Origin of the sequence: Flagellimonas amoyensis, assembly GCF_003058265.1 — a bacterium.
In the GTDB taxonomy this organism is placed as follows: domain Bacteria; phylum Bacteroidota; class Bacteroidia; order Flavobacteriales; family Flavobacteriaceae; genus Flagellimonas; species Flagellimonas amoyensis.
Genome location: NZ_QBUK01000004.1, coordinates 154,529 through 179,913 on the forward strand (window position 1 = coordinate 154,529; position 25,385 = coordinate 179,913).

Here is a 25,385-nt window from a genome sequence, read left to right on the forward strand (position 1 = left end):
ATCCACCAAACCAAAATGAAAGTAAGAACTATAGTTTACATCCTATTAGTCATTGGAATAGGTGCGCTCATCGCCTACAGAATCAAATCCAATGCAGAAGTGGGGGCATCCGGCGGCAGAGGCCCAAGTATCCCCACGGTATCCGGTATGGTCCTAAAACCTCAGACCTTCAAGGACAATATTTCCATCGCCGGAACCTTGGAAGCCAATGAACAGATCGAGATACGAAGTGAAGTATCGGGAGTTGTAGAGAGTATCAACTTCAAGGAAGGAAGCAAGGTGTCCCAGGGACAAGTGTTGCTCAAAGTAAACGACATTGAGCTGCGCGCCCAACTTTCCAAGGCCCAGACCGCAAAAAAATTGGCTTCGGAAAATGAGCGAAGAGCAAAGCTCCTCTTGGAGAAACAGGCCATAAGCCAGGAAGAATATGACATTGCCAGTGCAGACTATCAATCGGCCAGTGCGGAAGCCGAACTCATTGAAGCACAATTGTCCAAAACCTCCCTTAGGGCACCCTTTTCAGGAACCATCGGCCTTAGGGCCATTTCCAAGGGAACCTATGTGACCCCTACCACCGTAATTGCCAAATTGGTCAATACCGACGAACTGAAAATCACTTTTTCCGTTCCTGAAAAATATGGCTCACAAGTAAAAGTTGGCACTTCGCTGACCTTTACCACTTCAGATTCGAAGGAAGAGTACAGCGCCACCATCTATGCGATAGATCCTGAAGTGGATATCACCACCAGAACCCTTCGGATGCGGGCCATCATGGATAATCGGGCCAATAAACTTTACCCTGGTGCCTACACCAGTGTCCAATTGCCGTTGGAAACGGTGGACAATGCCCTTTTGGTACCCTCCGAAGCATTGATTCCCGTGCAAAATGGAAAGAAGATCTTTATCCTTGAGAATGGCAAGGCCAAGGAAGTGGATGTGGAAATCGGGGCACGTACCGGAAAAGTGGTACGCGTACTGACCAACCTTCATCCTGGGGATACCATACTCACCTATGGTGTGATGGCATTGCAGAACGGTTCGCCCGTACAAGTTGTTCTTGAAGAACCTGAACCCTTGACCCAAGCGCCATGAACCTCTCTACCATAAGTATCAAAAGACCTGTTCTCACCATTGTGATGAACATTTCCATCATTCTTTTTGGGATCATTGGCTACACCTTCTTGGGTGTTCGGGAGTTTCCGTCCATTGACCCTGCTGTGGTCTCCGTTCGTACCAGTTATTCCGGTGCAAATGCGGATATCATTGAATCACAGATCACCGAGCCCTTGGAGAAGGCCATCAACTCCATTGATGGAATTCGAAACATTACTTCCTCCAGCGTTCAAGGTTCCAGTTCCATCACCATCGAATTTGAATTGGACAAAGACCTGGAAGCTGCCGCAAATGACGTTCGTGATAAAGTTTCACAGGCCCTGCGTAGTCTTCCAGAAGATTTGGACGCACCACCAGTGGTTTCCAAAGCCGATGCGGATGCAGACAGGATCATCTCGATGACCGTTCAGAGCAACAGCAAGAACATCTTGGAGCTTTCGGACTATGCGGAAAATGTGATCGCCCAACGGATAGAAACCATTCCCGGCGTGAGCGGGGTGCAGATTTGGGGACAACGAAGGTATGCGATGAGGCTCTGGATAGACCCCTTGAAACTGGCATCTTACGGACTCACCGTGGCCGATGTGCGTGCCGCGCTTTTGGCCCAAAACATCGAATTGCCCTCTGGAAAACTTACAGGGGACAATACAGAATTGAGCGTAAAGACCCTCGGAAACCTGAACACCGAGGAGGAGTTCAACAACATCATCATATTGGCCGACGGGGAAAAATTGGTTCAGCTGAGCGATATTGGCCGCGCCACCCTTGAAGGCGAGAACATGGAGACCAAAATGAGCGATTCTGGACAGCCCATGGTCGCTGTTGCCGTGGTTCCACAACCGGGGACTAACTATCTGGAAATCGCCAATGCCTTCTATGAGGAATACGAAAAACTTCAAAAGGACCTTCCCGAAGATTTTAAACTAAATGTTGTTATTGATGACACGGTGTTCGTAAAGAGAGCCGTCACCGAGGTTGCGGAGACCATTTTGATATCCATCATCCTTGTGATCCTGGTCATCTATCTGTTCTTCAGGAACTGGTCCTTGGCACTGCGTCCTTTGTTGGACATCCCTGTTTCTCTGATCGCCACCTTCTTTTTTATGTGGATGCTAGGATTCTCCGTCAACGTGCTTACCCTATTGGCCATCGTATTGGCCACTGGTCTGGTGGTGGATGATGGTATTGTGGTCACCGAGAACATCTATAAAAAAATCGAGGAGGGCATGAACCCCATAGAGGCGGCCATCAAAGGATCCAACGAAATCTTTTTTGCGGTCATCTCCATCTCCATCACCCTTGCCGCAGTGTTCCTGCCCGTTATCTTCTTGGAAGGTTTTGTGGGCCGATTGTTCAGGGAATTTGGTGTGGTATTGGGTACAGCGGTACTTGTCTCGGCCTTCGTTTCCCTTACGCTCACGCCCATGTTGAACGCTTATCTGACCAAACCTGGAAAACAGAGCAAATCCAAATTCTATCAGGTCACCGAAAAATATTTTGTGGCCATGAACGAATCCTACAAAAGTGCCTTGGAAAAGTTCATTCAGAAGAAATGGCTCAGCTTCCCCATTCTTATTGGATGTTTGGGATTGATCGTACTCTTCTATTCCCTACTTCAAAAAGAGACCGCACCCTATGATGACCGTGGCTTTGTAAGTATGAATGTTACAGCCCCGGAGGGGTCGTCCTATGACTACATGGACAAGCTGATGACCGACATCACCAAATTGATCAATGACTCCATCCCCGAAAAAAAGGTTAGCCTTATCTTGACCTCGCCTGGGTTTGGTAGCTCATCGGTGAACAGTGGACGCGCCAATGTGGCGTTGGTAGACCCAAGCGAACGAGAGCGCTCCCAACGTGAGATTGCGCAAGATCTAGGTCGATGGTCCAAAGCCTTTGTTGGGGGAAGATCCAACGTTTCCGAACGACCCACCATTTCTGTGAACCGACGAGGGGGACCTCCGATACAGTTCATCATCCAAGCAAAGAATTTTGATAAACTACAGGAAAAAGTTCCTGAGTTCATGGCCGAGGCAGAAAAAGACCCGACCTTCTCCTTTGTGGACGTGAACCTCAAGTTCAACAAACCTGAGATCTATGTATCCATCGATAGGGAAAAGGCCCAAAGTCTAGGGGTTTCTGTCCGGGATGTGGCACAGACCCTCCAGCTATCCTTGAGCGGCCAGCGCTTTGGTTACTTTTTGATGAACGGAAAACAATATCAGGTGATCGGCCAGTTCGACAAACAGGACAGGAACGATCCTACGGACCTTACCTCTATTTTTGTAAAGAACGATAAGGGGCAATTGATCCAATTGGACAATTTGGTCACCACCGAAGAACATAGCAGTCCGCCACAATTGTTCCACAACAACCGATACATGTCGGCAACCGTTTCGGCCAATTTGGCACCGGGCAAGAGTATCGGGGACGGAATTGATGCCATGAATACCATAAAAGACAGGGTCTTGGACGAGACCTTCACCACGGATCTTGGTGGTGAATCCCGCGATTTTGTGGAAAGTAGTTCCAATACCGCTTTTGCATTTGGTCTGGCCTTCCTCTTGATCTTTTTGATCCTCGCTGCCCAGTTTGAAAGTTTTATTGACCCTATCATTATCATTCTCACCGTGCCCATGGCCGTTGCAGGGGCAATGTTCTCCCTATGGCTGTTCGGTGAAACCTGGAACATTTTTAGCCAGATCGGTACCATCATGCTGATAGGTTTGGTGACCAAGAACGGTATCTTGATTGTTGAATTTGCCAATCAGTTGCAGGAAGAAGATCAGGAACTATCCAAAATGGAGGCCATAATGAAAGCGTCCGTATCGCGATTGCGACCTATTTTGATGACCAGTCTTACCGTTGCCCTAGGTGCATTGCCCATAGCATTGTCTCTTGGTGCAGCATCTGCAAGCCGTACCGGTATGGGTGTGGTGATCATTGGTGGAACTTTGTTTTCCCTAGTACTCACCCTGTTCATCATCCCGGCCCTGTACCTCATGTGGTCCAGAAAAAAAGTGGTACGCCCAGAATTCAAAAACCTAGAACTTTCCTCACATGGACATTAAGCAGCGAATAAGCATTTTTATATTCGTACTGGGTAGCATTGCTTTGGCCAATGCACAGGAAATCCTTACGGTGCAGGATGCGGTAAAAATAGCCCTGGACAATAATTTTCAGATAAAAACGGCCCGAAACGAACTGAAGATAGACGAGTTGGGCACCACTCCGGGACAGGCTGGAATGCTTCCACAAGTAGGGGCCAACTTGAATGACAACAACACCGTACAAAGTTTGACCCAAGTCCGTAACGATGGAACTGTTCAAGACCGGGACAATGTAAAAAACAGCAACTTCAATTACGGTGTGGCCTTGGAATGGACCGTTTTTGATGGTCTTCGCATGTTTGCCAATTACGAGCAGTTAAAGGAAACCAAAAAATTGGGCGAAGCCGAACTGAAACAGGCTATCCTGACCACCGTTGGGGAAGTGATGATCACCTATTATGACTTGGTACAACAACAGCAACAGCTCTCGGCGCTGGACAGTACCTTGATCATCTCGGAGCAGAGGGTGGAATTGGCCCAGAACCGTTTTACCATAGGTAAGGCATCCAAACTGGAAGTACTGAACGCCCAAGTGGACCTCAATACGGACCAGACCCTGATGCAACGCCAACAGGAACTTTATAAGAACACCAAAATTCAACTGAACGAACAGTTGGCCCGTGATCTCAAAATTGATTTTAAGGTCATCCCTGAAATCTTTGTGGACCAAAAACTGATCCTGGATGAACTGGAAGCCAAGGTAACAGAGGAAAATCCTCAATTGCAGGCCGAAAAAATAAACAAACGCATCAGCGAACTGGAGCTGAAACAAATCAAGGCTGCCCGTTATCCGTCCGTATTTGTGACCTCGGGGTATAACATTGGCAATTCCAAATCGGAGCTGGGCTTTGCCACAAGTTCAGAATCCAAAGGGTTCAGCTATGGTTTTGGGGCAACCCTAAACCTGTTTGATGGTTTCAACCAGAACAGGAACGAAAAAATGGGAAAAGTGGCCTTGGAGAATGCTGAAATTGCCATTGCCCAACAGGAACAGGCCTTGAACTCCTTGGTGAACACCACGTACCAAACCTATCTGACCAACATCAGCCTTATGGAACTTGAGGAAAGGAACGAGTCTATCGCCAAAGAAAATCTGGATATTACTGTGGAGAAATACCGTATCGGTATCATTCCCACCATAGAGTTCAGAACGGCCCAATTGAACTACATCAATGCCAGTGTACGGCTCAGCAACGCTAAATTCCAGGCCAAACTTTCCGAGATAGTCCTGAAACAATTGGCCGGAAACCTGGAGATATAAAATCAAAATACTCCTTGATACACGGTATGCAAAGTATCGGAATCAAGACCGCTGCACTTTAGGGGTCAAAAAACTAGACTTGTCTTCATTCCACAAGTCAGTTAAATGCCAATCTTCGGAAATTTCCATGAATGAAATTCAAGTTTTGTCAGGTTGAGCATAGTCGAAATCCATTGGTCTTGATACAGATTTAGTTCTCGACTACGCCCGAACTGACAGTTAAAGAAGTTCTTTGGACAATACTACTTCCCATTGAACCACACCATCACATAGATGACAATGGCTATAATAATCACGGAAATGACAATGTCCTTCCAGTTATAACTGCTTTTGTTCTTACTTTTTTCCTCCTCAGAAATGGTGGCATAGGTAAGGTTTTGCAATTTTTCTTCCGACGGTGCCTTGGTCGCGTAGCTTACCACCAATATCAATATGATACAGAACAGGAAGAACCAAGAGGCGAAGGAGAGGAAGTTCATATCTCCCATGAAGAACCAGAAACTTCCGGGGTCCAAGGATTCCTTCACCAATTCGAGAACTATCCTGAGTGCCCCAACAACAAATCCAACAATAAGGGTGATGAAAGCTCCTTGCGCATTGATCCGCTTGTGGAATATTCCCAGCAGGAACACTGCCGTAATAGGCGGTGCTATGTAGGATTGTACACTTTGAAGGTATTCGTAGAGCACTCCGGAAATGTTGGCCATGATAGGAATCCAAATGATACCGATGATCACCACGATCACCGTAGCAATCTGTCCTGTCCTCACCAGTTTCTTCTCTGGTGTATTGGGTCGTAACTTTTTATAGATGTCCACCGTGAACAGGGTAGAACATGAATTGAAAACAGAGGCCAGGGAACTCATCAAAGCTGCCAAAAGACCTGCTGCGACCAACCCTCGCAATCCGGACGGCAACAGGTTGCTCATCAAAACGGGGAAGGCCTCATCCGGGCTGTCCCAATCCAGTTCGCCGCGCATTTTCAAGGTCAGGGCAATCACGCCAGGGATTAAAAAGAGGAAAACCGGCATCAACTTCAACAAGGCACCAAAAATGGTCCCTCTCCTACCCTCTTTGATGTTCTTGGCCGTAAGCGCCCTTTGCACGATGTACTGATCGGTACACCAATACCAAATTCCCGTGATCGTACTTGCAATAAAGAGCGAAGGCCATGGAAAATCAGGGTCGGAAGCGGAGCGCCACATATTGAGGTATTCCGGGGTAACGGTCTCCTTCATGCTCTGCCAACCTCCCACGTGGTCCAGACCGATAAGGGTCAGGGCCGCTGCGCCAATGACCAATATAATGGCCTGCAAGGTTTCGGTATAGACCACGGCGCGCATGCCACCCAGAACGGTATAAACTCCTGTTAAAACCACCGTGGCAATGGCACCGGTCCAAAAATCGATGCCCAGCAAAGCTGAGACCACAATCCCACCTGCATAGATGGTCACCGATATTTTGGTGAGCACGTAGGCCACAATGGAGAATACGGAAAGAATCCATCGGGAGCGTGCATCAAAACGTTTTTCCAAAAATTCGGGCATGGTAAAGACCCCTGCCCGGGCATAGAAGGGCAAAAACACCCACCCCAAGATGAGCACCACCCATGCCTGTATTTCATAAATGAGCATGGGCAATCGGTTCCCTGCCCCGGCACCCGCAAGTCCCACAACGTGTTCCGAGCCAATATTGGAAGCAAAGATAGAAGCCCCCACTACAAACCATCCCACATTTCTACCGGCAAGAAAATAATCTTCCGTGCTTTCCTTCTTCTTGCGTATTACCCAAACGGCGATTCCCAAAAGCACAACAAAGTAAGCGGATATGGTAATCCAATCAAAAGTATCCAATGTCCTCATGTCCTGCTTATTTGGTGGATAGTTTGAATGTGGTCCTGGACGAATAGGTCTCGCCAGGGTTCAGCCTAACGGAAGGAAATCCTTCTTGGTTGGGGGTATCGGGATAATGTTGGGTCTCCAAACAAAATCCTGCCCTTTGCCCATAAGTTCCCCCCTTCTGTGCAGGCAAGGTGCCATCCAAAAAGTTTCCACTGTAGAATTGGATTCCAGGCTCGTCGGTATACACCTCGAGCAAGCGTCCTGTTTTAGGGTGATATGCGGCGGCAGCCAGACCATAATTGCCTTCTTTCGGATTCAGGGCCCAACAGTGGTCGTAGCCTTTCCCCAGCTTCAATTGTTCGTTCTCCACATTGATTTCCTTGCCCATCAACTTGGGTTGTTTGAAATCGAATGGGGTTCCAGAAACGGCACGGAGCTCTCCGGTGGGAATAAGCCCCCCATCCACGGGTAGGTATGCATCGGCATCCAAGAAAAGTTCGTGGTCGAGTACACTTTGGGTAAAGTCGCCTGAAAGATTAAAATAGCTGTGTTGGGTCAGGTTCACAATGGTAGGTTTGTCCGTGGTGGCCTCGTAGCGTACATCGAGTTCATTGTTCCCATTCAAGGTGTAGGTGACCTTCACATCCAGTTTGCCTGGATAGCCTTCCTCCCCATCGGCACTGGTGTAGGTAAGCTCCAAAGAAGCACCTTCAGCTGTACTTTCCGCTTTGGCTTGCCAAACCACCTTGTCAAAACCCTTTTCACCACCATGGAGATGATTTTCGCCATCGTTGGTGGCCAAGGTGTAGGTCTCACTATCCAAACTAAACTTTCCTTTGGCAATCCGGTTGCCGTACCGGCCTATCAATGCCCCGAAATAAGGGTTTCCATCAAGGTATTGTTGCAAATCGTCAAACCCTAGGACAATATCTTCATACGAGCCATTTTTGTCCGGGGCCGTCCAACGTGTGATGATTCCACCATAGGTGATCACATCGATTTCCATCCCCGAAGCATTCCTCAAAGTGTATTTTTCCACTGTCTGCCCATCTGGCATTTTCCCAAAACTGGTCTTTTCAAAATATTCTTTCCCTTGTTGGGCATCTGTGGTTTCCATACTTGACTGATTTTCCTTTTTGTTTTCCTTACATCCCAAATTTAAAAGTGTTAGCAGAAAAACAAAACAAATAAGGTAAGGTTGTGCTGTCCTCATGATAATCTGTTTGTTTGTTAGTTAATTTTTTATTGGCATTGATTACATCCCGTGCTGAAACAAATGATAGTAGGCTTCGTTGGCATGCAACTGATCTTTGAAATTCCTGATCTTGGTATCGGCATCGATCACTAAGAGTTCAATTCCGAAAATATCGGCAAAATCTTCCATATATTCCGCCCCCAATGCTTGGGAATACACCGTGTGGTGTGCCCCACCTGCGTAGATCCATGCGGTGGCCGCTATGTCCAGATTGGGTTTCGGGTCCCAAAGCACCCGGGCCACGGGCAGTTTTGGCAAATTGGCCATAGGCGCAACAGCTTCCACTTCGTTGACAATCAACCGGAAACGGTTCCCCATATCCACCAGGGAAGCGTTGATCGCATTTCCTGCCGGGGAATTGAACACCAATCGAACTGGGTCTTCCTTCCCCCCAATTCCAAGGGGATGGACCTCACACGAAGCTTTTCCACTGGCTATGGTCGGACAGATTTCCAACATATGGGATCCCAATACATATTCTTTTTGTGGGGTAAAATGATAGGTATAGTCCTCCATGAAAGAGGTGCCTCCTTCCAACCCTTCGGCCATCACCTTCATGACCCTGACCATGGCCGCTGTTTTCCAATCGCCTTCTCCTCCAAATCCATAACCATCGGCCATCAGCCTTTGCACAGCAAGTCCTGGCAACTGCTTTAGTGACCCGAGGTTTTCGAAGGTATCGGTAAATGCCTTGAATCCGCCTTCGTCCAAAAAGGTGCGAAGCCCCAATTCAATCTTGGCCGCTTCCACCAAGGACTGGCGTTTTGCCCCATTTTTTTGGAGGGCGTCCGACAAGGTATATGTGGCTTCATATTCTTCAAGGAGCCGATCTACTGATTTTTGATCCACCGCATCGATACGGCTTGTGATATCCGAAGAATCGTACCCATTGACCGCCACACCAAAGCGCATCTGTGCGGCCACTTTATCACCTTCGGTCACGGCCACTTCCCTCATATTGTCCCCAAAACGGGCCACTTTGAGGTGTCGCAGTTCATCGGCGCCCAACGCCACACGGGCAAAAACACCCAGTTTTTGTTGCACTCTTTCACTTTTCCAATGGCCCACGATCACTTTTCGGTTCTTGCGCATGCGGGACATCATAAAACCGAACTCGCGGTCACCGTGTGCCGATTGGTTCAGGTTCATAAAGTCCATGTCAATGTTCTCCCAAGGGATCTCTGCATTGAACTGTGTGTGCAGATGGCACAAGGGCTTGCTGAGCGCAGTAAGTCCTGCAATCCACATTTTGGCGGGCGAAAAGGTGTGCATCCAAGCCACCAGACCAATACACGAAGGGTCGTTACTGGCTTCGCGGCACAGTGCCAAGATTTCATCGGGAGTGGTCACTATGGGTTTAAAGACCAAGTTGATGGGCAATTGGCCCGATCCGTTCAGTCCGTCCACGATGTTTTTAGAATTGGAGGCCACCTGTTTCAAGGTTTCTGGGCCATATAAATGTTGACTTCCGGTAACGAACCAGATTTCTTTAGAAGCTATTTTCATTTAGATGTAAAATTATATTATTGACCGTAATAGGCATTTTTACCATGTTTACGCTCGTAGTGTTTTTTTATGAGTGATTCTTTTAATCTCGGTGCATCGGGGTTTATCTGTAGGGTGAGATAGGCCATTTGTGCCACGGTTTCCAATACCTTGGTGTTATAAACCGCTTTCGCTGCATTTTTGCCCCAAGCGAATGGACCATGGTTCCCTATCAATATCATTTCCACTTCATGGTAATCCAGTCCCCGTTCCTTGAAGCAGTCCAAAATCTGGATGCCGGTATTGTGTTCATAGTTCCCTTCGATAAGTTCGTCCGCCATGGGTGGGGCACAGGGGATGTCCTGGGTCAGATGGTCCGCATGGGTGGTGCCAAAGATGGGAATGTCCAATTGAGCCTGCGCCCAGGACACGGAATACATGGCATGGGTGTGCGCCACTCCGCCGATACTTTCCCAATTTTTGTAGAGATAGCTATGCGTCTTGGTATCCGATGAGGGTCTTAATTTCCCTTCCACCACTTGGTTATCGTAATCCACGATGACGATATCCTCAGGTTTTAATGTTTCATAAGGCACACCGCTGGGCTTGATGGCAAAAACCGAATTTTCCCTATCCACGGCACTCACGTTCCCAAAGGTATAGATGACCAAACCAAGGGCATTCAGCTCCATGTTGGCCTCATAACATTCTTCCTTGAGCGATTTGTATTTTGGGCCCATATCTTATTTGTTTTTGTTGGTTCGTTCTTCCACAAAGCTCCCAAGGGCCTTGTATTCTTCCATTAATTTGGCGTAGGCTTCCACTTGGGAGGGCTCTGGCACATATTCTGCCTCAAAGTCGCTGCCCATGATCTTGCTGGCTTCGATCACATTTTTATGGATTCCAGATGCCACGGCCGCATATATCGCAGCTCCCAGAGCGGGAGCCTGATCGGACTCGGCCACTTTGATGGGCATGTTCAGCACATTGGCCAAGGTCTGCATGATGAAAGGGGATTTTCGGGCCACCCCACCGATACCGACCACGGTTTCGATCTTTACCCCTTCTTCTTCAAAACGGTCCACGATCATTTTGGAACCAAAACATATCGCATTCACCAAAGCCTTGAAGATATGGGGGGCATTTGTGCCCAGGGAAATTCCGGCAATGGCACTTTTCAACTCTTGATTGGCGTCCGGGGTTCTTCTACCATTGACCCAATCCAAAGCAATGGGAACAGACTCCGTCAAAGGAATTTTCTCTGCCTGCTCGGCCAAGGTGCGTATAAATTTGGATTCCACTTCGGCCTGAAGTTCTTGCCTTTGCTGGTCTGAAAGCACCGTTGATTCCATGATCAGATGGTCCATGGGCCATTCCAATAGATTTTTGAACCATGCGAGCACGTCCCCAAAAGCGGATTGGCCTGCTTCAAGCCCTATCATTCCCGGAATTACGGAACCATCGACCTGCCCGCAGATTCCCTTGACCGTTTTGCTGCCCACTGCTTCCGCGGAGGACACCATAATATCGCAAGTGGAGGTTCCCATGACCCTGACTAAGGCATGATGGTCCACTTTGGCTCCCACGGCACCTGCATGGGCATCAAAAGTGCCCACAGCAATGACGGTGTTGGTAGTCAAACCCAGTTTTCCTGCCCATTCTTCATTCAGGTGGCCCGCCACCTCATCGGAAGTATAGGTTTCATCATATAGGTTTCCGCGAAGCGATGCCAAATATGGGTCCAGTTTTGCTAAAAATTCAGCATCTGGAAGTCCGCCCCAGCTCTCGTGCCACATCGCCTTGTGACCAGCAGCACATCTACTTCTCTTGAATTTTTTCAGGTCTTTTTCATCGGCCAGCAGATAGGTGACATAATCACAATGTTCCATCCAAGTATGGGTGGCATTGACCACCTCTTTATCAGCTCTGGCTACATGGAGTATTTTGGCCCAGAACCATTCGGAAGAGTAAATTCCTCCTTCATATTTGGTGAAATCTTCCCCTCCCCAAGATCGGGCCAGGTCGTTGATCTCGTTGGCTTCCTTTACAGCGGTATGGTCCTTCCAAAGCACCATCATGGCATTCGGGTTTTCCTCAAAGCTAGGCACCATGGCCAATGCCGTTCCATCCTCGGCTATTGGCATTGGGGAGGAACCTGTGGTATCGATACAGATTCCCTTGACGGTCTCCGGGGACACACCGCTTTGCTTCATCACGGCCCGAATGGTGTGCTCCAATCCTTCGATATGATCCAATGGGTGTTGGCGAAACTGATTGATTTCCGGTCTGCAATATTTTTGTGCCTTCCATCTGGGATACCAAAATACTTCAGAGGCCAGCTCTGCACCGTTTTGGGTATCGATCAATACGGCCCTTACCGAATCGGAACCATAATCGAGTCCTATTACGTATTCTTTCATTCTGTTGGTCAGTCTTCAAAAAGCATTTTTCAATGCTCGAGTGTTGGATGTATAAATTTCTGTTTTTTAGGCTATTATTCTGTTTTTTCTTCTCCTTCTTTCACCGGCAACCAAACCTTCATTTTTCCGATGCCCCTGTTTGACCAGACATAGTAAGGTATTGCGGTCAGCTTTTCGTTTGATATCGTATTGACCCCTTTCAACAGATCGGGTTGCATTTCCACCTTGAATTCTTCATTTGCCGATAGTTGAATGTCATCAAACTTGCCCTTGTTATCGATTTCTTCCACCGCATAGACCACAGGACCATATTCGAGTGACATTTTCCCTTGGTCTTCCTCTACCATAGGATTGGCGATCACTTTTCGAACGGACATTGGAAATTCGAGTTCCACCTCATCCCCTGCCTCCCAGGTTCTGGTCACTGTGAAATAACCATCATCAACAACATCTTCAAGCTGCTCTCCATTCAGGAAAAGCGTGTTGGCGGCTTCAACTTTGGATGCGTATTGGTACAAATCCCCAGGCAAGACCTCATTTCTGGCCCAGCCCGGTATTCTAAGTTTGATGGTGAACTCACCTGCCTCATCCGGTTTTACGGTAAATTTCACCTTGCCGTTCCAAGGATAGGAAGTTTCTTGTTCCACCGCAACAGCATGGTTCTTAAGTTCGACTTTGGCTGTGTTGGCCGAATATAGATTCACAAACAGGGTGTCATCTTGTTTGGAATAAATCAGACCGGGCATAGCTGGGACAAAACGAATCACATTGGTGGGACAGCAGGAGCAATCGAACCAATCTTTTCGGGTACAGGCCCCTTGATTGAATTTATAGACCCCGTCCGATTCCAACGCATTGGGGTAAAAGAATTGTTGGCCATCAAGGGACAATCCAGAAATCAATCCATTATAAAGTGTTCTTTCGATTACATCGAAGTATTTTACATCTCCTGTCAAATTGTGCAACCTATGGTTCCAATAGACATCACCGATTGACGCGCATGTTTCGTTGTAAGCGGTCAGGTTGGGTAATTCGTAATTTTCACCGAAGGCTTCCCCGTCATGCTTGGCTCCAATTCCTCCTGTGATGTACATTTTTTTGTTCACCATGTTGTCCCAAAGGGCGTTCACGGCCTTGAGGTAAGCTGAGTCCTTTTCAATGGCGGCAATGTCCGTCATCCCGGCATACATGTAAACGGCCCTCACGGCATGCCCTACCACTTCGTCCTGGTCCACAACGGGTAGATGGTCTTGGGAATAGGCCCCAAAAAGGTCATGGTGTTCGGGTTTACCCCTATGATCCAAGAAATATTTGGCGAGGTCAAAATATTCCTTTTTTCCTGTGGTTTGATATAATTGGATCAGGCCCGTTTCAATGATCTGGTGTCCGGGCACGGCGGCAATTTTACCCTCTCCTTCGCCAAAGGTCTCCACCATCAGGTCTGCATTTTTTATGGCGATGTCCAAAAAGTTGCGCTTGCCCGTGGCCTTATAGTGCACAACGGCTGCTTCGAACAAGTGCCCTGCATTGTACAGTTCATGACTCATACCAAGGGATTCCCAACGCACGCCTTTTTCAACATTCACCCAATTTGCGGGAGGATTTGCTGGGTCTATGGTCCGCCAGGTGGTCAAATAACCATCGGCTTCCTGCCCCACTTTTATGATGGACACCAAGGAATCCAGCAAGGTTTCCAGTTTGGGATTTGGAGCGCTGATCAAGGAATTGGAAGCCCCTTCTATAATTTTATAGACATCGGTATCATCAAAGGGCATGGCCCCTTTTACCGAACCTTCCATTTTGCCTCCAGCGATCAGAAAGTTATCGAACCGACCCTCTTCCCTGCATTTTTCCAAGGCGTATTCAATGGTTTTTTCTTGAACACGCTGTATGATCGGCAACCAGAATTCATCCTTGATTTTTACATTTTGAATGTTCACCGGTTCAATGGGATAACCGGATTCCGTATAGGTCCCATTTTCGGAATCCGATTGCTTTTCCGCTTCTTTTTTGCACGAGGCCACCAACACCAATAGACTGGTGGTTATCCATATCATTTTTTTCATATGCATTTATTTTCCTTGCAAAACAATGAGTGAATGGGCGGGAATGGTAAGTGATATGCTTCCTTTTTTCAGTTTGGCCCCCTTAAATTCCTTCGGCGTCACTTTTTCGGGAGCATCAAAGGAATTATGGTCCTGCAACTTTTCCGATGTCAAAATTTGTCCATCGATATCCTTGATGTCCAAATTGCCCATATCCAATTCCACAGCGATGTCATTTTCAGGGTCAATGTTCACCAAAGAGATATGGACCTTTCCCGTTTTGTCCTTGGAAACTGATACTGAAATGGCCGGAAGCTCCCTAAACTCGGTATTGCCCTCAATTTTGGAAGGCAGCAATTGTGCATCTTGGTGCACTTTGTATAGGTGCATGACGTGATAGGTCGGGGTTTTGATCATTTTCTCCTTATCGGTGAGGATCACGGCTTGTAGCACGTTGACCATTTGGGCCAGATTGGCCATTTTCACCCTTTTCGCGTGGTTGTTGAAGGTATTGAGCACCGTTCCCGCAATCATCACGTCCCTGATGGTGTTCTGTTGGTAGAGCACTCCATTTTTTACTTCGGGTTCGGCATCGTACCAACCACCCCACTCGTCCACAAAAAGAGCCACTTTTCCTTCAGGATCGTACTTGTCCATGATCTCGATGTGCTTGGTGACGTACTCCTCCATTTTCAGTGCCTGTTCCATCGACTTGAAGTAAATCTCATCATCAAAATTGACGGACGGCCCTTTGTTGGACCAATTAAAAACCGCATAATCGTGAAGGGCCACGGCTTCCATCAAATGGTAGGGCACGTTCTTCATCAAGGTCTCCGTCCAGTGGTAGTCATCCTCGGAAGCACCTGAAGCAATCCTGTAAACGCCCCCGCTATTGTTCCAATCCGACATGAAGGTTGCATATTTTCTGTAGATATCCACATAGTACTCGGCAGTCATGTTTCCACCGCAGCCCCAAGTTTCATTGCCTACGCCCCAATATTTTACACCCCAAGGCTCTTCCCTTCCGTTCTCGCGTCTCCAATCGGCCATCGGACTAACGCCATCATGGTTGGTGTACTGTACCCAATCGATCAGTTCTTGCACAGTGCCACTGCCCACATTGGCGGAGAGGTAAGGTTCTGCCCCCAACACCTCACAGAGATTCAAAAAGTTATGCGTCCCAAAACTGTTGTCCTCGGTAGTCCCACCCCACCAACGGTTCACAATGGTCGGTCTTTCTTCCTTGGGCCCCACTCCGTCCTTCCAATGATAGGTGTCGGCAAAACAACCTCCCGGCCATCTCAGGTTGGGGATATTGAGTTCCTTAAGGGCAGCAATGATATCATTACGCACACCCTCCGTATTGGGTATCGTCTTGTTTTCTTCACCGACGTACAAACCTTCATAAATGCAACGTCCCAAGTGTTCGGCAAAATGTCCGTAGATATGTTTACTGATCTGCGCAGATCCAGCATCTTCGTTAATGCTTATCAAAACAGGTTGCTGTGCAAACAACTGCGAGGACAGCATTGTGGTCAAAAGTAAAGTCAGGTATCTCATAAAATGGCTTTTCAGTTGTTGAAAAAGTCAAAAGGCCACGAACCAGTCATGGCCTTGAACTATAATTACTAAACTTAAACTAACTCAAATAAGTCAACCCAGTGTGTGATTGACCTCAATATTCAAGTGTTATTTTTACATTTATAAATAAACAAAAGTTTTACCTCTAAAACAAATTAAATTTTCATTTCAATGTGTTAATTTAACACCACAAACCAATCAACACGCAATAATCTTATTTTCAACCCCTTGCACAACCCATTCTTCTAAAGAGACTCACCCCATCCATTCACAATGGTATCCAATGACCTTTTTCAAGGTTTTTCATCAAAAGATATTTGTTTAAAAAATTTAGTTTTAGGACTTTAGCCCCATGGAAATACCCAAAGAAGCAGATTTGTCCACCGACATCAACCAACAGCTCAATTTTTACCAAAAAGAGGATCAGGCCCTACTGGCCGTTGACTGTATCATTTTTGGTTTTGACAAGACCAACCTGAAAATATTGCTCATCAAACGGAATTTTGAACCTGAAAAGGGAAAATGGTCCCTCATTGGCGGATTCTTGAAGAAAAATGAGAACCTCGACCAAGCTGCCACACGGGTATTGAACACCTTGACCGGCCTGAGCGATATCTACATGGAGCAATTGTACACTTACAGCAAGCTGGACCGCGACCCTGGACAACGAACCATTTCCGTAGCCTATTTTGCACTCATCGATGTGGATTCGCACCAGTTCGATGGCATCCAGATCGAGTCGGCCCGCTGGTTCGACCTCAACGAGGCCCCTAGCTTGATCTTTGACCACGAGGAAATGATCCAAAAGGCCATAGCGCGTTTGCGACGCAGGGCCATGACCATGCCCATCGGTTTTGAACTACTGCCTGAAAAATTCACCATGCGCCAGCTCCAAAACCTCTATGAATCCATTTTGGACAAAAAACTGGACAAGCGCAACTTCATCAACAAGGTCAATTCTTTGGATGTCCTCGTAAAATTGAACGAGAAGGACATGACCGTTTCCCGAAAAGGGGCCTATCTTTTTGTTTTTGACAAGGAGAAGTACAAAAAGAAGGTCGAGGAAGACGGGTTCAGTTTTAAGCTCTGAGCAACATCTAGGTATAATCTTCCCCTGTTGGAATCACTTTTCACGCAAAGGGTTGGTCGAGAGCATCAATTCTTGGATTTTCTTTTCGGTCAAGGCATGGTCATATAGATGTAAAGAGGCCATAAGCCCAGAAAAATGCTCGCCCACATCCGAGGCCCCTATCCGAATTTTGGCATTCTCAATTTGTGAGGCCAAAGTCATGTTTTGGGAATTGTCCAGTTGACCGTCCACATATATTTTTTCCACCACCCCATCAAAAGTCAATACAATATGGTGCCATTCATTGGCAGACGGAAGGTTTTGGTAGCCCATATCAAAATGTCCATCCAAATGTGCTGCGGCGCCATATGGGCCGCTATTGTAATGCAAGGCATTGTATGAATTGGCCAGATTGAACCTGAACCTATCGCACCAGGACAACAAACATTCCCCTTCTTTGGCTATTTGAGGATTTTTGACCCAAGTGGCCACGGTGAAAGCCCCGTTCCATTCCAAACTTCGTGGAACCACCTGGTCCAAAACCAAGGCTCCTTCTGTAAAATTGAAGGCCTTTATTCCCTCTTCATCAGCTTCAAGGACCACTTTCCCCTTCTTTTCAAAATTCCCTCCTAGGCTTCCTCGGTTAGGGAGATGGGTAAGGTCATTTGAAGGAGGGAAATCATTTGCGTCCATCTCCACCGGTTTTTGGTGGGCACTTTTCGCCCCGGTGTCTTCGTTGGAGGGCTTGCCCTCCAAGTTCAATGGGATTTCAAACAAGGAATCGAACACCTTGATGTTCCAAACTGCCGCGTAAAGCCCCGTTTTTTCAACATCCAAGACCGTTAGCTTCAAATAGCGGGCCCTCGCGTCTTTGTCATCGACCATGGGACTCCCCGGTATTTTGTTGCCGGAACGGTCAGCATAAAGATCCCAGTTTTGTCCATCCGTGGAATGTTCCAGTTGGTATTGGTAATAGTATCCTGCAAACTCGAACTGGGTCATCACCCTTTTGATGTCGGTCTCTTTTCCCAGATCAATAGTCAACTGTTGCGGAAAGGAATTGTCCGCAGCCTTCCACATGGTGGCATTGTGATCATCCGTGGCGAAAGAAGGCTCATAGGCATAGTCGTATTGCAGGGATTGCAAATGATAAAATGACGATGCAGTGGCCGTTGCCCCCAATGCCAAATTCCTTGGCAGGTTAGGTGCCCTCAAATCCTGAAGGGCTTTTTGTCCCGGAACCACTTTTCTGATGGTGGAATCGTTTTCGAAAACCATTTCATCCACAGCAACTTGTCGGGACAGGCCACCCCGTGTCATTGGGTAATCGTGTTTGTGATAGACGATGTAATACTTCCCATTTTCCTCCAACACCGAATGGTGTCCCGGACCATGCACCGTTCCTTCTTCATTGGTGGACAAGATGGGATTATTCTCCCCTGGAACAAATGGTCCGTAAGGTGTATTGGAATAGGAATACCTCACATTGTAGGTTTCATCATGGCAGGAACCGCCGGAGTACATCAAAATGTATTTGTCCCCTTTTTTCATCATATAGGCCGCCTCAAAAGGTTCTGGGGTCTCTTCCAAAGGAATGTTCTTCGCATTTTTGACCTTGGCCATACTTGTGTCCAATTCCCCTACGGCATATCCACCATTGTAATGCACCCATGTGCCCCAATAGGCATAGATCCGTCCGTCACTGTCCTCAAAAAATTGGGCATCTAGGGAAGGAAAACCTTTTCTGGGATAGTTGTGTGCAATTATCGGAACATCGTCCTTGTTCAATTTTTCCCAAGGACCCACTGGCGTATCGGACACATAACCATAGATATTGCACCCGGCCTGGCAATTGCCAAAATACAGGTAGTATTTGCCATCATCCCCTTCGATGATATCCGGCGCCCAAAAATTCCTAAGATTGACGGATTCCAGGGAGGGGACTTCCATGGTATAGTTGTACCAATGTTCAAAATCCGTACTGTACCAGACCGTGGGAACACCGGATGCCAGCATTTCGTTATCCGTCGTGGCATAGATATAGTAGGTGTCCCCGAACTTTTTGATGGTGGGGTCAGCAAAATACCCAGGGAGAATGGGGTTCACCTTCTCCATGGGAAGTTGGCCCATACGTTGCTGGCCAAAAGCATTGGCCAACACCAAACCCAACAACACTATGTTCAGCGTTCTATTCATCAAATCCTTTTTTGCAAATGATACCCTATCAACATTTTAGCAGTAAAAAATTTGTCAGTTCGAGTTTTTCCCGTAGGGAAAAGTATCGAGAACCAAGATTATCTATATCTAACTGTTGCTTGGCTTCGTTGAATCCTCTATTTCTCGATACAATTTTCTTCATTTCATTTCGAAAATCACTCGAAATGACAGATTTCAATACAAATGACAATTAGTCCAAACTCCTAAATTTTCAGAGCTTGATCACCGTTCCCTTTTTGTCCAGTGCAATTTCGTAGGCGCCCCGTTCTTTTGGATATGGCAGTTCCGCCTCCCCTTCTATCCGTAAATAGGCATTGGGAGTATGGGCCGTACTTGCCCCTAGCGTAAGGGTGACCTCACCAGTGCTTTCATCGTAGGCCACTTTTTCAAACGACCCCGCATCCAAGGTGAGCCAAAGCTTTTTGGGAGCGATAAAGACTTTTGACCGTGCCGCTGTGGTCAGTTCCATTTCCACGACGTTCCCTTTTTGGGACAAATTGCCCCCAAAGGCCAACCATCCCATATCCTCATCCTTCACCAGATAGGACGAAGTGTTCACAGCATAGCCATAGAAACCGGAACCATAATCCCCGGAAATCCCATCTATTTTTAGGGTAGATGGATAGGAATGAAAGGCCGCAGGGCCAAACCCATCTTGGGTGATGTTGGAAATTCCCCCCAAAAGGCCGCCGTAGCCCACTTTCAATAGGTACAGGTCGTCCGGTTTTTTTCGGAAATGGCTCAATACGGGAATGGCGTTCAATGACGATCCATAATGATGGATCTGACGTTCCACACGGGAAGTTTCCCCTGCCTTGCCACCGTACAAGAAATCCCAATATCTTCTGGCATTGCCGTTATAGCCCCAATGGGGCATGGTGGGCATATAGGCCAATATGGCACTCAGGGTCACCATCGCTTTTCGATCATATCCAAAATAACTGGACCACATATAGACTTCCTCCTGTCCTGTGGAATCCCAGGGCATTTCACTGCCAAAGGGATAGTCCAATGCCTTCCAATGGTCCGCTCTTTCCTTCATCCGTTTTTCCAAATCGGTGGCCATTTCGGTGAGTCCTTCATTTTTCAAATCTTCCAAGATGAAAAGGAACACAGAACCTTCCATTTGCCCGAACTGGGCATAGTATGGTGCCTTCTCCACCATGGCCACACTGGTATGGTAGGCATTTTCCAAATACCAATCCCAGGACCTATTGTCCACCAACCCTTGATGGTATCGGGACAAGCGGTACATGACCCAATAGGCAGCCGCTACGTGTGGATAGTTGTAGGATCTTCCCGGGTCGTTGGCATGCTTGTGGTCCCAGGCCGCCCAGGTCTTGTAGTTGACCTTGTCACTATAGGTGCCTTGGGGCAGCGAATCGGGTTGGTAATAGTAGATGCTCTTTTTTACACCGTACTTATGGGGACCTTCATTGTACTGAATGCCTCCCCAAAGGGTCTCGTCCACAAATCCCTGCAACTTTTGGATCTCTTCTTTATTGGGCTGTACCAATTGCTTCATGATGGCAGCCAACCAACTTCCGGCACCACCTTCATCGCTCAATCCACTGATCCAGACCCTTCCATCCTGTACCACCTGCTCTTTTTTCTCATAGTCATAGCTGATGGCCGATGGATTCCGTCCAAAGGGATCGTTGGAATCATCAAACCATTGTTCCGTGGTCAAAAAATGTCCAAAATCCTTGATGGCCTCCGCTTCCGGTTTGATGGTCTTGTAGTTGATGGTCTGCTCCACACCATTGGCATAGGTCAGCGTAAGCCTTGCCCTGCCCCATTTTTTTCCTTGGACACGATATTTCTTTTTCCCTGATGGGGTCTTCCCATCCTCTTTGACCTCCAAGGAACCTTTAGGTTCAACCTGAAATGAAGCCACTTCGCTTTTGTAATCAACGAACAATTGGCCCTCCACATCTTGGGGCAACACATAACCCGGCACCCCCACCGCCACTGGGTGTTCTTGCTTCACCAAGGTCTCCTGAATGTTCTTGATGCCTTCGGACAATACAAACTTCAAGGAAAAGTTTTTGGTTTCCTTGGGCCGAAGGATAAGCGAAGTGGGGTTGTTCCACTGCTCAACTCCCTGCCATTCCTTTTCCGCATAGGCCTTGCTATGGGCCATCCACTCATGAAAGCCCTCAAAAACAATGCTCTTGGGCGTGGGGTCGTCTAATAAGGGTCGGTACGCCTCAAAGCCCATGTTCTCCTTGGGCAGTACCAAAAGTGCCGGGCCTCTTCCGCTCAGTCGTTTCACTTCCAGATAGCCGGCATCCTTTCCAATATAGGGGTCAAAAAATACGTTTTGCGCATGGGTCTCCGTCAATGATTTCCCTTCAAGAATATTGTTGAAGATCATCGGGATGCCCAATGCCCCAATTTCCACAGCTACATTTTGCTTGTTGGTGATCTCAAAGCGCATGACCAGTTGATCATGGTCCAATTCATAATACCTTTTCACCGAAACAGGGATGTCATTGGGCAAGGTATTGGCCAAATCGGCAGCGGCAAGAATGGTGCCTGTTGCTTCCAAAGGAATTATTTCTGCGCGATGGGTAGCGGTAGAATACGATTTCCATGCGCCGTTGGCATCCTTTATCCGAAGGTTGATGTCTCCCAAATGATAAAGACTGTCCTTGTCCCTGATATCGAGGCGCTCCCCGGGAGTAAAATCAAAATAAGGTTCACTGTTGGGCCTGAGGGCGGCAACGGTCTGCGAGGCCTTGACCAATTTCAACTGAAAATCAGGGGTGCTGAATTTCTGATAGACATCAGCAATGCCCAAGGTCGATTCCCTGCTCTCCACCCTGCTCCAATAGGTCCGTTGTGCTTGTAGTCCCGATAGGATGGCCAAACAACACACCAAGGTCAATCCATACTTTTTGTGCTTCATCTCCATTGCAATCCGATTTTATTTCAAGGTTATATCCAAATACACCGAATGGCGACCATAAGTTTCATAGAACGGTTTGAACACCACTCCGTCAATGGTGAATTCCAAAGCCTTGGGGTCACCTTGGATGGTCTTACCAATATCATTGGCATCCAAGGTCACTTTACGCCAATCGTTCCTGGCTTCAGGTTCTTGGGCCACCAATAAAATGGGGCCATAAAATAGACTGGCAATATTCTGTTGGTCCATCACAGGGTCCAAATGGAACTGGAACGGCATTTGGATATCCACAATGTCACCGTCCTTCCATTTGCGGCTCAAGGTAAGGTACGTACCCGGTTGGGCGACTACTTTTTCTTCTTTGCCGTTCACTTTTACAAGAAAACCTTTGGTCGCCCATTGCGGTACCCGAAGGTTCAGGTCAAATTTACCCTTGCCTTTGATCGTCAATTGGGTTTGGTCCGCTTTCGGAAAAGCTGTTTTCTGCTGAACGGTGATATTTTTCTCTTCCCATTTCAAGGTGGAAGGTACATAAAGGTTCACATACAGTGCGTTCGCATCCAGACTTTTGAAATAAATGGAGTTCTGGAGTTTGGTGCTGCTCTCCAAAGCGGTACCGTTGCAACAGGTGAACCCGGTCATTTCCGGATTACCAAACCGTTTTACGGAACCTGGCCTCAAAGGCACATGATAGGTGTTGGCCGGACTGTCCTCAGCCACAGAGGCGAGGATGTGGTTATAAAGTCCACGTTCATAGTAGTCCATCAACTCCGTCCGTTGGTCAAACAAGAAGAGGTTTTTGGTGAGTTTCAACATATTATAGGTGGCGCAGGTCTCATTTTGTCCTCCTGCTGAAAAGCCATTCTCGTACAATGTGGCCGGTTGTCCAATAAAGCATTCTGCGTTGGTAGGATTCCTGGCCCCGGCCACGCCCCCGATACTGTACATGTAATCGTTCTTGGCCTTGTACCAGAAATTATCGGCCACCCGATAATATTCGGGCGATTCCGAATCACGATAGATCTCGAGCGCGCCCATGATCTGGGGAATGTGCTGATTGGCATGCAGCCCTCGGAACGAATCCACATTTTTGGCCAATCCGTGGGAATGTCCTGCATCCCCGAAGAACATTTTGATGTTGTCGAACAATTGGGCGACCTTCAGGTAGCGTGGTTCATCGGTCATCCTGTCCAAACGGGCCATGGCCTCGTTCATCCCCCCAAACTCCCCGGCTATGTAGGTGTTCCACATACTGATCAGGGTATCTGTGGGCACTAGGCTCAATCGGGCATATACCCAATCGCCCATTCCCTTGGCAATTTCAAGGGCCTTCGCATTTCCGCTGACTTCATAAATATCCATCAAACCGGCCAAAATCTTGTGCAATGTGTAATAAGGTGCCCAAACTTGGGTAGGCTGGGTCCCGTAAGTGGCCCCTTTTTCCAACATGATGAACTGATCGGGCGGATAGGCACTGATGAACCCTTTTCCCCAATTCCAGTAATCTGTCCGAATGCCATTTTCACTGATATCGGAATCATAGGCAGACTTGCCCGGCCCTGGGGGAACGGCCGTTGGGTCGGACACATGTTCCCCTCCTGCTTTGGTGGGCTGTCCGGACATTTGGGACAATTGGTAGAGTACTTCCACCATATAGTCCATCTTATCTGCAAAATTGGCCTGCAATTCCTTGTCATAACCCGTACTGGCATAGGCTTGGGCAATGGCGGTAAGGTAGTGGCCCGTGGCATGCCCTCTCAATTTGGTTTCTTGACTGTCCCAAACGCCCAATGGCTTTGCTCCTTGCGGTTGTTCTTGCCCAAAGGCATTTCGGAACATATAGAGAAAGGAATCTGGATTGGTCTGCGCCAATGTCTTGATGAATTTGTCCCTATTCTCGATAAACTTTGTCTGTTGGCCATTGACATCTGCATCCAAGGATACCTCATCCAATCCGAACACCTCCAGTTTGCGGCTGGGTGTGCCCATTTCTTTGCCTGATTTTACCATGACCTTGGCCTTGGGCTGAAAATCTGTGCCCGCCACCCGGCCGGTAACCTCGTAGGTCCCTGCCTGCAACACCTCCGCATTGTCCGTAGGGGATGGCCACAACACCCTTACTTCCGGACCTTTGACACCATTGCGATAGGTGCCTTGGACGTAACGTGGCAATCTGGGCAGATGGCCCACCTCGGTCTCCACTTCAATATTGGATACCCCGGTGAGGTATGTATTGTACAATTGGGGGGTCCCTGCTTCAAATTGTGGTAGGTTGTCCTCTGGCCTTTCCCTTCTTGCCGTTCCTTCTCCCCCTCTTAGGGCGATATAACGGATCCTACCTATTTGTCTTTCACTCAAAGGGATGCGATATAACCTAAAATCATGGATCTTGGCATCGAGATAGGGGTTATTGGAGGTTATCGACCTTCCCAAATAGAGCAAGTTCTCATGGGTGAACAGTTCGCCCAATTCCATATCCATGTTCTCGGCTTTCCCCACCTGTTCCCCATTGATGAAGACATTCATGGATTTGGAGGGAATATCCAATACTATGGCTAGGTGCACCCATTCGCCCAATTCAATTTTGGAACTGGCCGCAAGGGCCGTGAACTGCTCCTTGCCCTCTTTTACAATCTGAGCCTGATATCCCTCTTTGCCTTGGATTCCCGAAGGGGCCACAAAAAAATGTGTCCTGTCGTCCTTCCCAAAATCAAAAAGATACTGGCCTGATTGCATGGACTTGAAGTTGACCCATGCGGATATACTGAGTGATTCTTCCCCTTCCACGGCCTCACCAGGAATGGAAATGTATGACTTGCCATCTGCTGAGAGGGAAAGTACCTTGCCAAATTTTTCATCATCCTCAAACTTGGCATTGGTGCCATACACCCTTGCATGTAGGTTGTTCCGGGACCAATCCTTGGCATCCCCATTGAAAATATATCGGGCAATCATCCCTGTTTCCCCAATCCCATCCAATATCTGGTTGCCACTTTGCGCTTGTAAACCGTTCAGGCCCAAAGCAACAAAACTCAATAATGCACAAATGAATAACTTAGCTAGTCTCATGATAA

The 25,385-nt window shown here is 47.6% G+C and carries 14 protein-coding genes; 4 read left to right on the plus strand and 10 right to left on the minus strand.

Features of this window, described 5'->3' with window-relative positions; genetic code table 11:
- Window positions 1-15: 15 nt before the first annotated feature.
- Genes DB398_RS07085 through DB398_RS07095 form a run of 3 tightly spaced genes read left to right on the plus strand, consistent with a single transcriptional unit; the run spans window position 16 to window position 5,487 of the window.
- Window positions 16-1,092, plus strand: coding sequence for an efflux RND transporter periplasmic adaptor subunit (locus DB398_RS07085; protein WP_108423696.1), 1,077 nt, complete (start codon window positions 16-18; stop codon window positions 1,090-1,092).
- Entirely contained in the window at window positions 1,089-4,187 is a 3,099-nt protein-coding gene (locus DB398_RS07090; RefSeq protein ID WP_108423697.1) for an efflux RND transporter permease subunit, read from the plus strand. The genes DB398_RS07085 and DB398_RS07090 overlap by 4 nt, the downstream gene beginning before the upstream one ends.
- A complete protein-coding gene (locus DB398_RS07095) occupies window positions 4,177-5,487 on the plus strand; it encodes a TolC family protein (protein ID WP_108423698.1) in 1,311 nt (436 codons plus the stop codon). Before DB398_RS07090 ends, DB398_RS07095 begins: the two co-directional genes overlap by 11 nt.
- Before the next feature lie 242 nt (window positions 5,488-5,729).
- Here the strand turns inward: DB398_RS07095 and DB398_RS07100 are convergent, their stop codons facing one another.
- The 7 genes from DB398_RS07100 to DB398_RS07130 form a co-directional block, all read right to left on the minus strand.
- Window positions 5,730-7,349 (minus strand): sodium:solute symporter, encoded by a 1,620-nt coding sequence (locus DB398_RS07100; protein WP_108423699.1) that lies wholly within the window; start codon window positions 7,347-7,349, stop codon window positions 5,730-5,732.
- Between the two features lie 7 nt (window positions 7,350-7,356).
- On the minus strand, window positions 7,357-8,541 hold the full coding sequence (locus DB398_RS07105) for an aldose epimerase family protein (RefSeq protein WP_108423700.1): 1,185 nt from the start codon (window positions 8,539-8,541) through the stop codon (window positions 7,357-7,359).
- A gap of 42 nt (window positions 8,542-8,583) precedes the next feature.
- On the minus strand, window positions 8,584-10,089 hold the full coding sequence (gene araA, locus DB398_RS07110) for an L-arabinose isomerase (RefSeq protein ID WP_108423701.1): 1,506 nt from the start codon (window positions 10,087-10,089) through the stop codon (window positions 8,584-8,586).
- 17 nt (window positions 10,090-10,106) lie between these two features.
- Window positions 10,107-10,808 carry an L-ribulose-5-phosphate 4-epimerase gene (locus DB398_RS07115; RefSeq protein WP_108423702.1) on the minus strand — a complete coding sequence of 234 codons (702 nt, stop codon included), beginning with the start codon at window positions 10,806-10,808 and terminating at the stop codon, window positions 10,107-10,109.
- Between the two features lie 3 nt (window positions 10,809-10,811).
- Window positions 10,812-12,488, minus strand: coding sequence for a ribulokinase (locus tag DB398_RS07120; protein ID WP_108423703.1), 1,677 nt, complete (start codon window positions 12,486-12,488; stop codon window positions 10,812-10,814).
- A 74-nt stretch (window positions 12,489-12,562) separates the two neighbouring features.
- Window positions 12,563-14,554: a glycoside hydrolase family 127 protein gene (locus DB398_RS07125; protein WP_108423850.1), complete on the minus strand. Its 1,992-nt coding sequence runs from the start codon at window positions 14,552-14,554 to the stop codon at window positions 12,563-12,565.
- Between the two features lie 6 nt (window positions 14,555-14,560).
- The gene (locus DB398_RS07130; RefSeq protein WP_108423704.1) at window positions 14,561-16,093 is read right to left on the minus strand and encodes an alpha-N-arabinofuranosidase; all 1,533 of its coding nucleotides are present in this window, start codon (window positions 16,091-16,093) and stop codon (window positions 14,561-14,563) included.
- A 373-nt stretch (window positions 16,094-16,466) separates the two neighbouring features.
- Here DB398_RS07130 and DB398_RS07135 point away from each other — a divergent pair, with 373 nt between their 5' ends.
- On the plus strand, window positions 16,467-17,204 hold the full coding sequence (locus DB398_RS07135) for an NUDIX hydrolase (RefSeq protein ID WP_108423705.1): 738 nt from the start codon (window positions 16,467-16,469) through the stop codon (window positions 17,202-17,204).
- Between the two features lie 33 nt (window positions 17,205-17,237).
- Here DB398_RS07135 and DB398_RS07140 read toward each other — a convergent pair whose 3' ends face one another.
- The 3 genes from DB398_RS07140 to DB398_RS07150 form a co-directional block, all read right to left on the minus strand.
- On the minus strand, window positions 17,238-19,379 hold the full coding sequence (locus tag DB398_RS07140; protein WP_108423706.1) for a family 43 glycosylhydrolase: 2,142 nt from the start codon (window positions 19,377-19,379) through the stop codon (window positions 17,238-17,240).
- Between the two features lie 232 nt (window positions 19,380-19,611).
- Window positions 19,612-22,311 (minus strand): DUF5695 domain-containing protein, encoded by a 2,700-nt coding sequence (locus DB398_RS07145; protein ID WP_108423851.1) that lies wholly within the window; start codon window positions 22,309-22,311, stop codon window positions 19,612-19,614.
- A gap of 18 nt (window positions 22,312-22,329) precedes the next feature.
- The gene (locus tag DB398_RS07150; protein ID WP_108423707.1) at window positions 22,330-25,380 is read right to left on the minus strand and encodes a beta-L-arabinofuranosidase domain-containing protein; all 3,051 of its coding nucleotides are present in this window, start codon (window positions 25,378-25,380) and stop codon (window positions 22,330-22,332) included.
- Between the last annotated feature and the right edge of the window lie 5 nt (window positions 25,381-25,385).

Bases quoted from the DNA above. Each gene is read 5' to 3' on its own strand.
- DB398_RS07095 (WP_108423698.1), top strand. From the start codon at position 4,177: ATGGACATTAAGCAGCGAATAAGCATTTTTATATTCGTACTGGGTAGC.
- DB398_RS07125 (WP_108423850.1), bottom strand. From the start codon at position 14,554: ATGAAAAAAATGATATGGATAACCACCAGTCTATTGGTGTTGGTGGCC.
- DB398_RS07090 (WP_108423697.1), top strand. From the start codon at position 1,089: ATGAACCTCTCTACCATAAGTATCAAAAGACCTGTTCTCACCATTGTG.
- DB398_RS07140 (WP_108423706.1), bottom strand. From the start codon at position 19,379: ATGAATAGAACGCTGAACATAGTGTTGTTGGGTTTGGTGTTGGCCAAT.
- DB398_RS07105 (WP_108423700.1), bottom strand. From the start codon at position 8,541: ATGAGGACAGCACAACCTTACCTTATTTGTTTTGTTTTTCTGCTAACA.
- DB398_RS07130 (WP_108423704.1), bottom strand. From the start codon at position 16,093: ATGAGATACCTGACTTTACTTTTGACCACAATGCTGTCCTCGCAGTTG.
- DB398_RS07135 (WP_108423705.1), top strand. From the start codon at position 16,467: ATGGAAATACCCAAAGAAGCAGATTTGTCCACCGACATCAACCAACAG.
- DB398_RS07145 (WP_108423851.1), bottom strand. From the start codon at position 22,311: ATGAAGCACAAAAAGTATGGATTGACCTTGGTGTGTTGTTTGGCCATC.
- DB398_RS07150 (WP_108423707.1), bottom strand. From the start codon at position 25,380: ATGAGACTAGCTAAGTTATTCATTTGTGCATTATTGAGTTTTGTTGCT.
- DB398_RS07085 (WP_108423696.1), top strand. From the start codon at position 16: ATGAAAGTAAGAACTATAGTTTACATCCTATTAGTCATTGGAATAGGT.
- DB398_RS07120 (WP_108423703.1), bottom strand. From the start codon at position 12,488: ATGAAAGAATACGTAATAGGACTCGATTATGGTTCCGATTCGGTAAGG.
- DB398_RS07115 (WP_108423702.1), bottom strand. From the start codon at position 10,808: ATGGGCCCAAAATACAAATCGCTCAAGGAAGAATGTTATGAGGCCAAC.
- araA (WP_108423701.1), bottom strand. From the start codon at position 10,089: ATGAAAATAGCTTCTAAAGAAATCTGGTTCGTTACCGGAAGTCAACAT.
- DB398_RS07100 (WP_108423699.1), bottom strand. From the start codon at position 7,349: ATGAGGACATTGGATACTTTTGATTGGATTACCATATCCGCTTACTTT.